Source organism: Methylobacterium sp. Gmos3 (genome assembly GCF_056430985.1).
The window spans coordinates 16,100-29,512 of the sequence record NZ_JBWJYL010000002.1 but is presented as its reverse complement, the minus strand read 5'-3'; the positions used below and the strand labels follow the sequence as shown (position 1 = coordinate 29,512).

Below are 13,413 nucleotides of genomic sequence, written 5' to 3'. Positions count from 1 at the left end.
TTCTCAACCTTGTATGGCTATCGTCTCTGAAGATACGGGAGCCTGCATGACGATCCCCGCGACAGTCCCGCCCCGCAAGCCCGGTCTTGCCGTGCTGTTTCCGACGCTCCTGTCGCTCGGGCTCGGCATGGTCGCCGGCCTACCCATCGTCGGTAAGCTACAGGCGTCGGGGATCATCGTTTCGCAGAAGGGGCGGACCTTCCACCCGGAAACCCTCGTCGTGACGAAGGGCGAGACCGTCACCATCGTCAACGACGACAGCGATCTCCTCCACCATGCCTACGTGGATTCGCCGAACTTCACGTTCGATTCCGGCGATCAGGAGCCTGGGAGCCGCACGCCGGTCACGTTCACCCAGACGGGCGTGTTCCAGGTGCTCTGCGGCATCCACCCGAAGATGAAGCTCCTCGTCCGCGTGAACTGATCTCAGCGCGCCGCCGATCGCATCGGATGGTAGCCGGACGGCCCGTCGTCCCGGTCCACCGGCTGGCCCTCGCGGAGGTCCGGCGAGGGGCCGAGGATGATCCGGGTCTGTGGCTCGACGCCATCCTCGACTTCGAGGGCCCGGCCGAAATCACGGCGCATGCGGATGGTGCGCCACGTGATGCGCCCGTCATCCTTCACGACCGCCACGCGCAATTGTCCTTTCGCGAAAATTGCGGCCTCGGAGGGCACGATCACGCCCGGCTTGTCGCGCGGGAGCTTCAGCGTGACGTCCGCATGAATTCCGGCGCGGAGGGTGCCGTCCGGGTTCGGGACATCGACCTCGGTAGTGAGTGTCCGCGAGGCCGCCTGTAGCGCCACCGAACTGCGCTCCACCGAGCCGGCGAAGGTGCGGCCCGGCAGCTGCGGCACGCGGATCGTCGCATCGATGCCGGGCGCCACGCCGCGGGTGAGGTTCTGCGGCACGTTCACGGCGATGCGCAGGGTGCTGTCCTGATCGATGGTCACGAGGGGCGTGCCGCCGTTGTCGGCGCGCACGAGATCACCGACATCGACGTTGCGGGTGGTGACGACCCCATCGAACGGGGCCACGATCCGCTCGAAGGCGGCGAGCGCCTTCAGGCGTTCCACCACCGCCTCCTGCGCCTTGATGTTGGCGGCGGCGACCTTCACGCCCGCCTCGGCGCTGGCGAGGGTCGCGGCCTGCGAGAGCACGCCGGCCTGGGAGGTGTCCGCGTTCTGGCGAGAGGCCCAGCCCTGGTCGGCCAGGGTCGTCGTGCGATTGTTGGTGAGATTCGCCAGCGTGACGTTGGCCTTGGCCTGCTCGACCTGCGCCTCGGCCTGGAGCCGCTGCGCCTGCAACTGGCCGAGTTGGGCCTGGGCCTGGGCGAGTTGCTGATCGAGATCGGGCGCCGCGATCCTCAGCAGCAGATCACCCGCCTTCACCCGCGAGCCGATGTCGATCCGCCGCTCCGCGATGTAGCCCGTCGCCCGCGCGGCGATGGCGGCGGTGAGGAAGGGCCGCGTCTCGCCGGGCAAGGTAAGGTCGAGGGGGCCATCGGCCCTTTCCGCCAGCGCCGTACGCACGCGGGGGACGACGTTGCGGATCTTGTCGAGGGTTAGCGTCGCCTCGCTGTCGCGCTGCCAGTGGCCGTAGGCACCCCAGCCGATCAGACCGAGTCCGGCGAGGACCAGCAGCACGAACGGCGCTTTCCCCGGCGGGGGCGGCGGCTCCCGGCCTTCCTCACGCGGTTCCATGCACGGCTCGCTCCGACCCGGCGGCGACCGGGCATCGCCTCACGCTAGAGGCGCCTCGGCCGGAAGGCCAGGGCGCCCCTCGCCGCAGCGGCGTCAGCGCGGTTGGGCGAGGCGAAGCTGGCGCGCGGTGATCCGCTTGTGCAGATGCACCATCAAAGCGATGCCGAACAGCGGCGTCACAAGGTTCAGGATCGGCACAATCATCATGCCGGCCAGCAGACACCCCGCGAGGAGCGTTCGGGCGGCGTAGTCCCGCCGCATCTGCGCCGCGCCGTCCATGTCGCGGAAGCGCGCCGCCGCCATCTCGAAATATTCCCGCGAGAGCAGGTAGGCGTTGGCGGCGAAGAACGCGGCCACGCCGATCACCGGCACGAAGAAGATGGCCAGCGCGACGAGGTTCACGAGCAGCGTCACACCCGCGAAGCGCAGGGCGTAGAGCATGGACACGCCGAACGGCATGGCCCGCCCCGGAGGTTCGCCGGGGAAATCCGTGCGCTCGACGATCTCGGCGGCATCGTCGAGGAAGAACCCGGCCACGATGATCGATACGGCGGGCATCAGGTAGGCGAGGGCGACGAACAGCCCGAACCCGGCGAGGTAGTAGGCGAGGCTGTCGAGGATCGGGTACTGCGACGAGATGTGGTGGCTCGCCTGGAACGCCTGGAGCAGCCGCGTAAGTCCGAGCCACAGGAGCGCGAGGATCCCGAGGGTGAGGCCGAGCGATTTCCAGAGGATACCGCGCAGGGCGGGCGACAGCGTCTGACGAAGGGCCGCGGAAGCGGAATCGAGAATCATCGGTTCTGGTCCGGAGCGGATCGAGACGGCTGGGTTGTGGGATCGCGCCTTTCCCGGCGCAAGGGCGAGTGAGGAGCAAGACGGTCACGATGGCGACGCAACCGGTCCACGCTCCCGATTTCCGTCCGGCCCTGGCGCCGCTGCCGCCCTCGCCGGACGTGGCGATCATCGGCGCGGGCGCCGCGGGGATCGCCGCCGCGCGGGCACTCGTCGCGGCGGGCCGGTCGGTGGCCGTGTTCGAGGCGCGCGACCGGGTCGGCGGCCGGGCCTGGACGGTGGCACTGCGCGGCCACCCGGTCGATCTCGGCGCCCACTGGCTCCATGCCGGGCCGATCAACCCCCTCGTCGCCCTGGGGCATGATCGAGGGGAGCGTCTGCGCCGGGCGCCGCAGGACAGCCATACCTGGGTATCGGGCAGGCCCGCCCGTCCGTGGGAAGCACGCGCGGGCGCCAACGCCTTCGCGCGCGCCGATCATGCCATGACGGGCAGCGCCGGCAAGGACGGCGAGGACCGCCCCGCCGCCAGCGCCCTGCCGGCCGGGCTCGGACCCTGGGCCGGGCGCGTCGCGCAGGTCCACGGCCTCGTCTCCGGGCGGCCCCTCGGCGAGGTTTCCCTGCACGACTTCCCGAGCATGGAATACGGCGACAACTTCTTCATCGCCGGGGGTTACGGCAACTACCTCGCGCGGCTCGCCGCCGGCCTGCCGATCCGCCTAACCGCGCCCGTCCGCCGCATCGATTGGGCCGGGCAGGGGGTGCGCATCGCCTTGGAGGACGGCACGGAGGTGTCGGCGAAGACCGCCATCGTCACGGTGCCGATGATGGTGCTGCGCGACGGCCCGGCTTTCACGCCGCCCCTGCCGAATACGGTTCGCGCGGCGATCGACGGCTTCACCACCGGCATCTACGAGCACGCCGTGCTGCATTGGCCGTCGAGCCCGTTCGGCGGCCGGGACCGGCTCGCGGGCTTCCACGGGCGCCGCCGCTCACCGGCGGGATTGCTCACCCGCATCGACGGCACGCCGTTCCACTTCTACGAGCTCGACGTGCACGAGGCCGCCGCCATCGACGCCATGGGAGGCGGCGCGGATGCGGTGCGCCGGCATGTGCGCGCCGTCCTGGCCGAGCAGGTGGGTCGGGCACGCCTGCGTGATCTCACGATCCCCGCCGTCAGCGCATGGCGGCACGATCCCTACGCGCGCGGTTCCTGGGCGGTGGTGCCGCCGGGCCATGCGCAGGCGCGGCTCACCCTGCGCGACGGCGTGGGCCACAAGCTGTTCTTCGCGGGCGAGGCCCTCTCCCGCGAGCAATGGGGCACTGTGGGCGGCGCCTACGAACAAGGATTGCGTGCCGCCGACGCGGTGCTGAAGACACCGAGCGCCACCACGTCAGCATGAGAGCGGCTTGCCGGATCGGATGCGGACGGGCATTCCCCCGCCGCAACCGCTTCCGGGGATGGCGATGAACTGGATCGAGGCCGTCGGCTATCTCGGCACCGTGCTGACGATTTCGGCCTCCGCGATGAGCACGATGATCCCGCTGCGGATCATCTCTCTTTGCGCGAGCTGCGTCGTCGTCAGCTACGGCATTCTCATCGGCAGCATGCCCGTGGTTCTGACCGAGTGCATCCAGATCCCATTCAACGCCTACAGGCTGTGGGAGATGGTACGCCTCGTACGCCAGACGGAAGCGGCGGCTTCGGGCAGCCTGACGCTCGAATGGCTCGCTCCCTTCGGCGCCAAGCGGCGCTTCGGCACGGGCGAGACCGTGTTCCGAAAGGGCGATCCGGCCGACGAGATGTACTACGTCGAAAGCGGCGTCTTCCTCATCCCCGAAGTGGGCGTCGAGGTGCGCCAGGGCGGGATCGTGGGGGAACTCGGACTGCTTTCGCCCGGAAACACGCGCACGGCGTCGCTGGTTTGCATGCAGGCGGGCAGGGTGCTGCGGATCTCCTATTCGGAGGTCAAGCAGCTCTACTATCAGAACCCGGAATTCGGGTTCTACTTCCTGAAGCTCACCAGCGAGCGCCTGTTTCACACGACCGGCGGCGGCGAACGCGTCGCCACCGGGGATGTGCTTTAGAGCATGCTCGGCAGGATCCGGTCCGGTGGACGGTGACCGTCCATAAAGGTCCGGATGTTGATAATGACCTTCTCGCCCATGTCGACGCGGCTTTCGAAGGTCGCCGAACCCATGTGCGGCAGCAGCACGACCTTGCCCTGGCGTGCGAGCTTCACCAGGCGCGGGCTCACCGCCGGCTCCTGCTCGAACACGTCGAGGCCCGCCGCCGAGATGTCGCCACCCTCGATGAGGCGGGCGAGGGCGTTCTCGTCGATCACCTCGCCGCGCGCGGTGTTCACCACGATGGCCTCCGGCTTCAGCAGCTTGAGCCGCCGCGCCGAGAGAAGGTGATAGGTGGCCGGCGTGTGCGGGCAGTTCACCGACACGATGTCGACGCGGGCCAGCATCTGGTCCAGCGATTCCCAATAGGTCGCGTCCAGGGCGCTCTCGATCGCGGCCGGGACGCGGCGGCGGTTATGGTAGTGGACCTGCAGACCGAACGCGCGGGCGCGCTTGGCGAGCGCCTGACCGATCCGGCCCATGCCGACGATGCCGAGGCGCTTGCCGGTGATGCGGCGGCCGAGCATCCAGGTCGGCGACCAGCCGGTCGTCCAATCGTCCTCGGGGATGACGCGCGCGCCCTCGGGCACCCGGCGGGCGACGGCGAGAATCAGCGCCATCGTCATGTCCGCCGTGTCTTCGGTGAGGACGCCGGGGGTGTTGGTGACGGTGATGCCGCGTTCCAACGCGACGCCGACATCGATGTGATCGACGCCGTTGCCGAAATTCGCGATCAGCCGGAGGTTCGGACCGGCCTGGGCGAGGAGGCCGGAATCGATCTCGTCCGTCACCGTCGGAACGAGCACGTCGGCCTCGCGCAGGGCGGCAGCCATGGCCTCGGCGCCGAGCGGCGCATCGCTCTCGTTCAACCGAACGTCGAACAATTCACGCATCCGCGTCTCGACGGCGTCCGGCAGACGGCGCGTCACCACCACGAGCGGCTTACGCTTCGACACGTCTCACTCCCCCGGGCCCATCGGCCGCAAGCATCCGTTAACCGAGTTCGGCCACACAGGACCGGCTTCCGCACCCCGGTTGCCGGCTCACGCCGGCTCTGACGGCCTGTCTAGCAGAGGCCGGGCGGAACACAATCGGAGCCCGGATCCACGGTGAGGAGATCCGGCCCGGACGTCATCCTCGGAGGGACGATGCGCGCGCTACGCCCGACTCTCATCGCCGTCCTGTTCGCCAGTACAATGGGCCTCGCCGGCCCAGCCTCGGCTCAGGAAAGCGGCGTCGGCCCGGTCACGAAACTGCCGCTGCCGCGCTACGCCAGCCTCAAGACCGATCGCGTGAACCTGCGCGAGGGTCCGTCCAAGGACCACCGCACCCTGTGGGTGTTCCAACGCGCCGGCTTGCCCGTCGAGATCATCGGTGAGTTCGAGACGTGGCGGCGAATCCGCGACTCCGAGGGCACCGAGGGCTGGGTGCTGCACTCGCTTCTCTCGGGCCGCCGCACGGCCATCGTGAATGCCGGGCCGGACAAGGACGGCGCCAAGGCGGCGGTGCCGCTGCGCTCCAGCCCCGACGACACGGCGAGCGATCAGGCGCGGCTGCAATCCGGGGTGATCGGTAACGTCAAGACCTGCAACGGCACCTGGTGCCGCCTGGTCGTCGCGCTTCCGACGAAGCGCGATGTGGACGGTTACATCCGGCAAAACCGTCTTTGGGGTGTCTACCCGAACGAAAAGGTCGAATGAAAAAGGCCCGGCGTGAGCCGGGCCATTTTCAACGCTATGCCGAAGGACGGCCGTTCAACCCTGCTGGCGGCGGCCGGCGGGGCGGCTGCGGCGGAGGCGGACGATGACCTCGACGCCCGCGATCTCCATGCCCTCGGGGGCCTCGGGAAGGGAATCGACCGTGATGCCGCAATCGGGCATGTCGATCACCGCGCCCTCTTCCTCGAGGTAGAAGTGGTGGTGCTCACTCGGGTTGGTGTCGAAATAGGCCTTCGACCCGTCCAGCGCGAGCTGGCGCAGCAGACCGGCCTCGGTGAACTGGTGCAGGGTGTTGTAGACCGTCGCCAGCGACACCGGCACCTTGGCACGCATCGCCTCGTCGTAGAGCATTTCCGCCGTCAGGTGACGGTCGCCACGCCCGAACAGGAGCCAGCCCAGCGACAGGCGCTGACGGGTGGGGCGCAGACCGGCGCGACGCAGCCGCTCCCGCAGGTCCGACAGCGGGCAGCCGCGACGGCCGGCCCCATTCGCCTCCGTGGGGAGGGCGGGGATACGACCGCTCAGCACAGCCTGCAGGGGCACCATCTCTGACATGTGGGACTGTACGCTCTACGAGAGGGCAAACAACTTTCCCTAGTATACGGAAGGCGACCCCGCGTCGCAACCCGGCGCAGCTTGACGGGGGGAGACGCTTTGAACGCGCCCCCGCCCGTGCTAACCCGCCACCGGACGTGCCGGCGGTGGGCGCCGGAACGTCGCTACTGAACGGGAATTGCTGCGCTTTCATGCCGCCTGACGCCGATACCGCGCAATCGCCGGCCGCGAGCCGCCGCTCGAGCTACTCCTACGAGGACCTGTTGGCCTGCGGGCGCGGCGAGCTATTCGGCCCCGGCAACGCGCAATTGCCGATGCCGCCGATGCTGATGTTCGACCGCATCACCTCGATCGGCGAGGAGGGCGGCGCCCACGGCAAGGGACATGTCCTGGCCGAATTCGACATCCGGCCCGACCTCTGGTTCTTCCCCTGCCATTTCCAGGGCGATCCGGTGATGCCGGGATGCCTGGGCCTGGATGCCCTGTGGCAGCTCGTCGGCTTCCACCTCGGCTGGCTCGGCGCGTCGGGACGCGGCCGGGCCCTGGGCGTCGGCGAGGTGAAATTCGCCGATCAGGTTCTGCCGACGGTCAAGAAGGTCGTCTACGGCATCGACATCAAGCGTGTCCGTCAGGGCCGGCTGGTGCTCGGCATCGCCGATGGCTGGCTGGAAGCCGACGGGAACCGGATCTATGAGGCGAGCGACCTGCGCGTCGCGCTTTTCCGGGCCTAGAACGCCTGATATCCGCTCCCATCTAGAAGGTGTCGTCGGGCCGCGAGTGGCCCGGCATGTCGAAGTTGAGGGTGGCGCGGGCAACGCCTTGTGTTTCCGGCTGTTGAGATTGCACCGGCTACCCCTTAGCTGACCGCAACGCGGCGCGGGCAACCTACGCCGCGACGGAGGTTTGGTTTTTCCATGCGCCGCGTCGTCATCACCGGAATGGGCATCGTGTCGTCCATCGGCAACAACACGCAGGAGGTCCTGGCCTCCCTGCGCGAGGCGCGCTCGGGAATCACCCGCGCGGCGCCCTTCGCGGAGCATGGCTTCCGCTGCCAGGTCCAGGGAGCCCCGTCCCTCGACCCCGAGACCGTCCTCGACCGCCGCGCGATGCGCTTCCACGGTGGCGGCACCGCCTGGAATCAGGTCGCCATGGAGCAGGCGATCCGGGATGCGGGCCTTGAGGACGGCGACGTCTCGAACGACCGCACGGGCATCATCATGGGCTCGGGTGGCCCCTCGACCCGGTCCATCGTGGAAGCGGCGGACATCGCCCGCAGCAAGGGGCCGAAGCGCGTCGGCCCCTTCGCGGTGCCGAAGGCCATGTCCTCCACCGCCTCGGCCACCCTCGCGACGTGGTTCAAGATCAAGGGCGTGAACTATTCGATCTCGTCCGCCTGCGCGACGTCGAACCATTGTATCGGCAACGCCGCCGAGATCATCCAGGGCGGCCGTCAGGACATCATCTTCGCGGGCGGCTGCGAGGAGCTGGATTGGACGCTCTCCGTCCTGTTCGACGCGATGGGCGCCATGTCCTCGAAGTACAACGACACGCCGGCCCGGGCGTCACGCGCCTACGATGCCGGGCGCGACGGCTTCGTGATCGCCGGCGGCGCGGGCGTGGTGGTGCTGGAAGAGTACGAGCACGCGAAGGCGCGCGGCGCGCGGATCTACGGCGAGATCGCCGGCTACGGCGCCACGTCCGACGGCTACGACATGGTCGCCCCCTCGGGCGAGGGCGCGATCCGCTGCATGAAGCAGGCGATCGCCGGCCTTAAGGGCGCGAATATCGACTACATCAACCCGCATGCCACCTCGACCCCGGTCGGCGACGACAAGGAGATCGAGGCGATCCGCGAGGTGTTCGGCAACGGCGATAAGTGTCCGCCCATCGCGGCGACGAAGTCGCTCACCGGTCACTCCCTCGGCGCGACCGGCGTGCAGGAGGCGATCTACTCCCTGCTGATGATGAACAACGGCTTCATCTGCGAGAGCGCGCATATCGACGAGATCGACCCGGCCTTCGCCGACATGCCGATCCTCCGCGCGCGTCGCGACGACGCCAAGCTCGGCCATGTGCTCTCGAACTCCTTCGGCTTCGGCGGCACCAACGCGACGCTGGTGCTCAAGCACATCGACGCCTGACGCAGGGCGATTGGACAGCGCCGCGACGGGCGGGCTAAGGCAGGGTCTCTAAGCCGCCCCTCATCCGGGGCGGTGGGCCACGATGAAGACGGTATCGCATGACGGGTTTGATGGCAGGCCGGCGTGGTCTGATCATGGGCGTGGCCAACGACCATTCGATCGCCTGGGGCATCGCGAAGATGCTTCACGCTCACGGCGCGCAGCTTGCCTTCACCTATCAGGGCGAAGCCCTCGGGCGCCGGGTCACGCCGCTCGCCGCCAAGCTCGATTCCGACGTGGTGCTGCCCTGCGACGTGGAGGATCTGGCCTCCGTCGATGCCGCCTTCGAAACGTTGGATGAGCGTTTCGACGGCCAGCTCGATTTCGTCGTCCACGCCATCGGCTTCTCGGACAAGGCGCAATTGAAGGGTCGCTACGTCGATGTGACGACGCGGGACAACTTCGTGCGCACGATGACGATCTCGTGCTTCTCCTTCACCGAGATCGCCCAGCGCGCCGCCAAGCGGATGAAGAACGGCGGATCGCTGCTCACGCTGACCTACGGCGGCTCGACGCGGGTCATGCCGAACTACAACGTCATGGGCGTGGCCAAGGCGGCCCTGGAAGCCTCGGTTCGCTATCTCGCCACCGATCTGGGGCCCGATGGCATCCGCGTGAACGCCCTTTCGGCGGGCCCGATGCGGACGCTGGCCGGCGCGGGCATCGCCGATGCGCGGCTCATGTTCAACCACCAACGCGCCCACGCGCCGCTCCGGCGGACGGTGACGCTGGAGGAAGTGGGCGGATCGGCGCTCTACCTGCTCTCGCCGCTCTCCGGCGGCGTGACCGGCGAGACCCATTTCGTCGATTCGGGCTACAACATCATCTCGATGCCGCGTCCGGACGTGCTTCAGGCGCAGGACGAGGCCGGCGTCGTCGGCGACGCCTGAACTACTCCTCCGGGATGCGGCCGGGCGGGATCGGCCCCGCCTCGCCACCGCGCGCCCGGCGCGCGCCCCGTTCGGCCCGCGCAGCGGCGACCTCCCGTTGCGACGGCGGTGCGGACGGGTAGTTCGACGCGAACGGATTGGCCGGCGCCGCGCCCGGCGTGCCCCCGAACAGCCTGTCGAGAAAGCCTTCCTCCGCTTGCGCCGGTACGACGGCGCTCAGCGTCACGGCGCAGGCTGCGACGGCGAGGAGACGGGTGCGAAGCGGCATCGAGACATCCTGCGGAAGAACCGCCGCTGCATCTGGTGGCGCATTCGGGCGGATCGGTGGCCGCGGAACCGCTGCGGCGCCCCGAGGGTTCGCGCTCCGAAACCCATTCACGCGTTCGGAGGCGTCATGTCGGAAGTCACCTATCACATCGTCGAGCACGACGGCGGCTACGCCTACAAGGTCGGCGACGTCTTCTCCGAAACCTTCCCCAGCCGGAACGAGGCGCTCCAGGCCGCGCAAGCCGCCGCCGCCGAGCAGCAGGTGCCAGGCTCGACCGAGGGCATCCGCTACCAGGACAAGGCGGGCCAGTGGCACGACGAAACCGCGCAGGGGAACGACCGCCCGGTGGCCAAGGTCGAAGAATAGGCCGCGCGCGGGGAGGGCGGATCAGCCCTCCTCACCTTTCAGTTCGGTGGTGCCGAGGGCGTCCGCCAGCCGCGCCGTGGCGCTGCCCGGCTTGAGCGGCTTCTGCTGGCTCTCGTGCGGCGCCCAGCCGGAGAGCCACACCAGTTCGAAGCTCGCCCGGATCCGCCCGTCCGCGTCGGCGAACCGCTCGGAATAGATCTGTGCCGCGCGCAGCAGCGTCGCCCGGCGCATCGGGCGCTTCCTGCGGTCGGTGAGCGCGTTCGTCATGCCCATGGCGCGCAGGTCGCGCATGAGCGCGAAGGCGTCCGCGTAGCGCACCGTCAGCAGATCCGAATCGGCGACCGGCAGGGCAAGGCCCGCCCGCTGGAGCAATCCCCCGGCTTCGCGGATCGCGACGAAGGGCGCGACGCGCGGGCTCACGCCCCCCTCGATCTCGCTCTCGGCCTGGGTGAGGCTCTGGCGAAGCTCGGTGAGGGTCGCGCCGCCGAACAGGCACCCCACGAACAAGCCGTCCGGCCTCAGCGCCCGACGGACCTGCACGAGCACGCCGGGGAGATCGTTCACCGCGTGCAGGGCAAGGAGCGAGACAACGAGATCGACGCTCGCGGCCCCGACAGGCAAAGCCTCCGCATCGGCCACCGCGCGGCCCGGTCCCGGCTCCGGCAGGGGCGCGAGGCGAAAGCGGTCGGCCCCGGGATAACGCCGCGTCAGGACCGGATCGGCCGAGGCGGCGGGGCTGGCGAGATCGAGGACGCGGCGGAAGTCGCGCAGCACCGTGCCGAGCCGTTCCTCCAGATCCTCGGCGGCGCGCTCGATCAGGAAGCCCGCATAACCCTCGGCCTTCGCGCGGGCGAGGCGGCGGCGGATCAGAGCGGTGTCGAAAAGCGGATGGGGCGTACTCATCACCGGCTGAAATGGCGTATGCAGGGGCACGATACTACCCGCGAAGTCGTGAAGTCGGCTGAGGGATGAAAACGGAACCGGAACCGCCGGTCGCCGTTCCTGCCCCACAAGCCAGCCTGGCTCACATCATCGATCGGGAGAAACCTGATGAAGCGTCTGATTCTCGGCACCGTCGTCGCCCTGTCCGCTCTCACCGCCACCGGCGCCGCCGAGGCGAAGGGCTGCATCAAGGGCGCTATCGTCGGCGGTGTCGCCGGCCACATGGCGGGCCACGGCGTGATGGGCGCAGCCGCCGGTTGTGCCATCGGCCGTCACCATGCGAACTCGAAGGCGAAGGCCGCCGACCAGCAGGCGATGCAGCCTGCCGGGGCTCGCTGAGCGCCCTTTCCGACGATGGCGGCGGCGTCCTTCGGGGCGCCGTCGCGCTATGGCGTCAGGCTCGCGACACCGCGTTAGGCCTCGTCTATCCACCCACCTGTGCCGGATGCGGCGCCGCCACCGCCGATGCGGGTGCCTTCTGCCCCGCCTGCTGGTCCGGCCTGCGGCTGATCGATGAGCCGCTCTGTGACCGCCTCGGGATCCCCTTCGCGGTCGATCTGGGGATCGGTCGCCTCACCTCCCCGCAAGCCTTCGCGCAGCCGCCGGTCTTCGCCCGCGCGCGTGCGGTCGCGCTCTACGACGAGGTGGCGCGCGGCCTCGTCCATCGCCTGAAATACGAGGACCGGCACGATCTCGCCCGGCCCATGGCGCGGATGATGGCCGCCGCCGGGCGGACGCTGATCGCCGAGGCCGATTGCATCGTGCCGGTTCCGCTGCACCGTTGGCGTCTGTGGCGGCGGCGCTTCAATCAGGCGGCTCTGCTCGCACGCCCCATCGCGGAAGGCGCGCAACTGCCCTTCCTGCCGCAAGCCTTGGCGCGCAGACGCGCGACCCGCACGCAGGTCGGCCTCAGCCGCGCGGCGCGTGCGGAAAACCTCGCGGGGGCCTTCCACGTGCCCCGATCCGAGGCGCATCACATCGCCGGGAGACGCGTGCTCCTCGTGGACGATGTGCGCACGACGGGCTCCACCGGGAATGCCGCCGCCCGCGCGCTGCTGCGCGGCGGGGCAGCATCCGTCGATCTCCTCACCTTCTCCCTGGTGGGCGAACCGGTCGGCTAGGCCGCGTCCCGCCGGTCGGTGGATTTCGACGACACCGAGAGCGTGAAATCGAACGCCTCGGCGATGCTCTCGTACCAGAGAGACAGGGGCGTCGCCCGGTCGAGATGCAGCGATCCGTCCGCATCGAGCCCATCCCGATTGAGCGTGGCACCCTGGCGGGCGGCGAGACGGATCATCGGCCCGTTGCGGGCGAAGCAGCGGACATGGAGGTCGCTGACGCCGCGGTTTCGTGCCGCTTGGGTGATGCGGGCGAACAGGGCGGCGCCGAGGCCCTTGCGGCGGAACGGACGCTCCACGGCGAAGGCCGCTTCCGCCGCCGGCCCGATGAAGTAGGTCGAAGCGCCCGGGCCGGCGGGCCGCAACTCGCCGAGGCCGCGCAGGGTGCCGTCGAGGAAGGCACCGAACATGACACCGCGCGCGGACATCGCCTGCTCGGCATAGGCGCGGATGCCGGCCTCGCTGACCTGACCCATGAAGCGGTTGGCGCGGGTGTCGATGTCGAGGCGGCAGAAATAGTCGAGCACAGCCTGCCGGTCGCTCAGCCAGAGGCGCCGGACAAGGGGTGATGGTTCTGAATGCCGATGGTCGGCCATGAACGTCTCCGGTCGGTTGGCGCTTCAGCGCCACGGGATCCGGACGTTCCTCCCGAATAGCAAAGCCATATGGCAGACGGACCCTGATTGTGCAATGCAGCACAACTGTCGCACGGGTCCGCCGCCGGGGCTGCGATGACGCCCTCGCATGGAACGGTTTGGC

The 13,413-nt window shown here is 69.3% G+C and carries 17 protein-coding genes; 10 read left to right on the top strand and 7 right to left on the bottom strand.

Going from position 1 to position 13,413, the window contains the following annotated elements; translation table 11 throughout:
* Positions 1 to 46: 46 nt before the first annotated feature.
* Positions 47 to 424 carry a cupredoxin domain-containing protein gene (locus ACS5Q7_RS03575; protein WP_478338055.1) on the top strand — a complete coding sequence of 126 codons (378 nt, stop codon included), beginning with the start codon at positions 47 to 49 and terminating at the stop codon, positions 422 to 424.
* 2 nt (positions 425 to 426) lie between these two features.
* Here the strand turns inward: ACS5Q7_RS03575 and ACS5Q7_RS03570 are convergent, their stop codons facing one another.
* Both ACS5Q7_RS03570 and ACS5Q7_RS03565 read right to left on the bottom strand, forming a co-directional pair.
* Positions 427 to 1,701, bottom strand: coding sequence for an efflux RND transporter periplasmic adaptor subunit (locus ACS5Q7_RS03570; protein ID WP_478338054.1), 1,275 nt, complete (start codon positions 1,699 to 1,701; stop codon positions 427 to 429).
* A gap of 93 nt (positions 1,702 to 1,794) precedes the next feature.
* A complete protein-coding gene (locus ACS5Q7_RS03565; protein ID WP_478338053.1) occupies positions 1,795 to 2,496 on the bottom strand; it encodes a sulfate transporter family protein in 702 nt (233 codons plus the stop codon).
* Positions 2,497 to 2,585: 89 nt separating this feature from the next.
* On the opposite strand from ACS5Q7_RS03565, the gene ACS5Q7_RS03560 reads away from it, so the two are divergent.
* Both ACS5Q7_RS03560 and ACS5Q7_RS03555 read left to right on the top strand, forming a co-directional pair.
* Complete coding sequence (locus ACS5Q7_RS03560) at positions 2,586 to 3,893, top strand: flavin monoamine oxidase family protein (RefSeq protein ID WP_478338052.1); 1,308 nt, start codon at positions 2,586 to 2,588, stop codon at positions 3,891 to 3,893.
* A 64-nt stretch (positions 3,894 to 3,957) separates the two neighbouring features.
* Positions 3,958 to 4,578 (top strand): Crp/Fnr family transcriptional regulator, encoded by a 621-nt coding sequence (locus ACS5Q7_RS03555; RefSeq protein WP_478338051.1) that lies wholly within the window; start codon positions 3,958 to 3,960, stop codon positions 4,576 to 4,578.
* Here ACS5Q7_RS03555 and ACS5Q7_RS03550 read toward each other — a convergent pair.
* Complete coding sequence (locus ACS5Q7_RS03550) at positions 4,575 to 5,573, bottom strand: 2-hydroxyacid dehydrogenase (protein WP_478338050.1); 999 nt, start codon at positions 5,571 to 5,573, stop codon at positions 4,575 to 4,577. The two genes, ACS5Q7_RS03555 and ACS5Q7_RS03550, sit on opposite strands and share 4 nt — an antisense overlap.
* Positions 5,574 to 5,765: 192 nt before the next feature.
* On the opposite strand from ACS5Q7_RS03550, the gene ACS5Q7_RS03545 reads away from it, so the two are divergent.
* On the top strand, positions 5,766 to 6,317 hold the full coding sequence (locus ACS5Q7_RS03545) for an SH3 domain-containing protein (RefSeq protein ID WP_478338049.1): 552 nt from the start codon (positions 5,766 to 5,768) through the stop codon (positions 6,315 to 6,317).
* Positions 6,318 to 6,371: 54 nt separating this feature from the next.
* On the opposite strand, the gene irr is transcribed toward ACS5Q7_RS03545, so the two are convergent.
* Positions 6,372 to 6,890 (bottom strand): Fur family transcriptional regulator Irr, encoded by a 519-nt coding sequence (irr, locus tag ACS5Q7_RS03540; RefSeq protein ID WP_478338048.1) that lies wholly within the window; start codon positions 6,888 to 6,890, stop codon positions 6,372 to 6,374.
* 191 nt (positions 6,891 to 7,081) lie between these two features.
* Here irr and fabA point away from each other — a divergent pair, with 191 nt between their 5' ends.
* The 3 genes from fabA to fabI all read left to right on the top strand — a co-directional run bounded on the left by fabA (position 7,082) and on the right by fabI (position 9,960).
* Complete coding sequence (gene fabA, locus ACS5Q7_RS03535) at positions 7,082 to 7,621, top strand: 3-hydroxyacyl-[acyl-carrier-protein] dehydratase FabA (RefSeq protein WP_478338047.1); 540 nt, start codon at positions 7,082 to 7,084, stop codon at positions 7,619 to 7,621.
* A 183-nt stretch (positions 7,622 to 7,804) separates the two neighbouring features.
* A complete protein-coding gene (gene fabB, locus ACS5Q7_RS03530) occupies positions 7,805 to 9,031 on the top strand; it encodes a beta-ketoacyl-ACP synthase I (RefSeq protein WP_478338046.1) in 1,227 nt (408 codons plus the stop codon).
* Between the two features lie 98 nt (positions 9,032 to 9,129).
* Positions 9,130 to 9,960: an enoyl-ACP reductase FabI gene (gene fabI / locus ACS5Q7_RS03525; RefSeq protein ID WP_478338045.1), complete on the top strand. Its 831-nt coding sequence runs from the start codon at positions 9,130 to 9,132 to the stop codon at positions 9,958 to 9,960.
* A gap of 1 nt (position 9,961) precedes the next feature.
* Here fabI and ACS5Q7_RS03520 read toward each other — a convergent pair whose 3' ends face one another.
* A complete protein-coding gene (locus ACS5Q7_RS03520) occupies positions 9,962 to 10,228 on the bottom strand; it encodes a hypothetical protein (protein WP_478338044.1) in 267 nt (88 codons plus the stop codon).
* A gap of 126 nt (positions 10,229 to 10,354) precedes the next feature.
* Here ACS5Q7_RS03520 and ACS5Q7_RS03515 point away from each other — a divergent pair, with 126 nt between their 5' ends.
* The gene (locus ACS5Q7_RS03515; protein WP_478338043.1) at positions 10,355 to 10,594 is read left to right on the top strand and encodes a DUF2188 domain-containing protein; all 240 of its coding nucleotides are present in this window, start codon (positions 10,355 to 10,357) and stop codon (positions 10,592 to 10,594) included.
* A gap of 21 nt (positions 10,595 to 10,615) precedes the next feature.
* Here ACS5Q7_RS03515 and ACS5Q7_RS03510 read toward each other — a convergent pair whose 3' ends face one another.
* Positions 10,616 to 11,497 carry a methyltransferase domain-containing protein gene (locus tag ACS5Q7_RS03510; protein WP_478338042.1) on the bottom strand — a complete coding sequence of 294 codons (882 nt, stop codon included), beginning with the start codon at positions 11,495 to 11,497 and terminating at the stop codon, positions 10,616 to 10,618.
* Positions 11,498 to 11,644: 147 nt separating this feature from the next.
* On the opposite strand from ACS5Q7_RS03510, the gene ACS5Q7_RS03505 reads away from it, so the two are divergent.
* Entirely contained in the window at positions 11,645 to 11,875 is a 231-nt protein-coding gene (locus tag ACS5Q7_RS03505; RefSeq protein WP_478338041.1) for a hypothetical protein, read from the top strand.
* Positions 11,872 to 12,657: a ComF family protein gene (locus ACS5Q7_RS03500; protein WP_478338548.1), complete on the top strand. Its 786-nt coding sequence runs from the start codon at positions 11,872 to 11,874 to the stop codon at positions 12,655 to 12,657. The genes ACS5Q7_RS03505 and ACS5Q7_RS03500 overlap by 4 nt, the downstream gene beginning before the upstream one ends.
* Here ACS5Q7_RS03500 and ACS5Q7_RS03495 read toward each other — a convergent pair.
* The gene (locus tag ACS5Q7_RS03495; RefSeq protein WP_478338040.1) at positions 12,654 to 13,250 is read right to left on the bottom strand and encodes an N-acetyltransferase family protein; all 597 of its coding nucleotides are present in this window, start codon (positions 13,248 to 13,250) and stop codon (positions 12,654 to 12,656) included. The two genes, ACS5Q7_RS03500 and ACS5Q7_RS03495, sit on opposite strands and share 4 nt — an antisense overlap.
* Between the last annotated feature and the right edge of the window lie 163 nt (positions 13,251 to 13,413).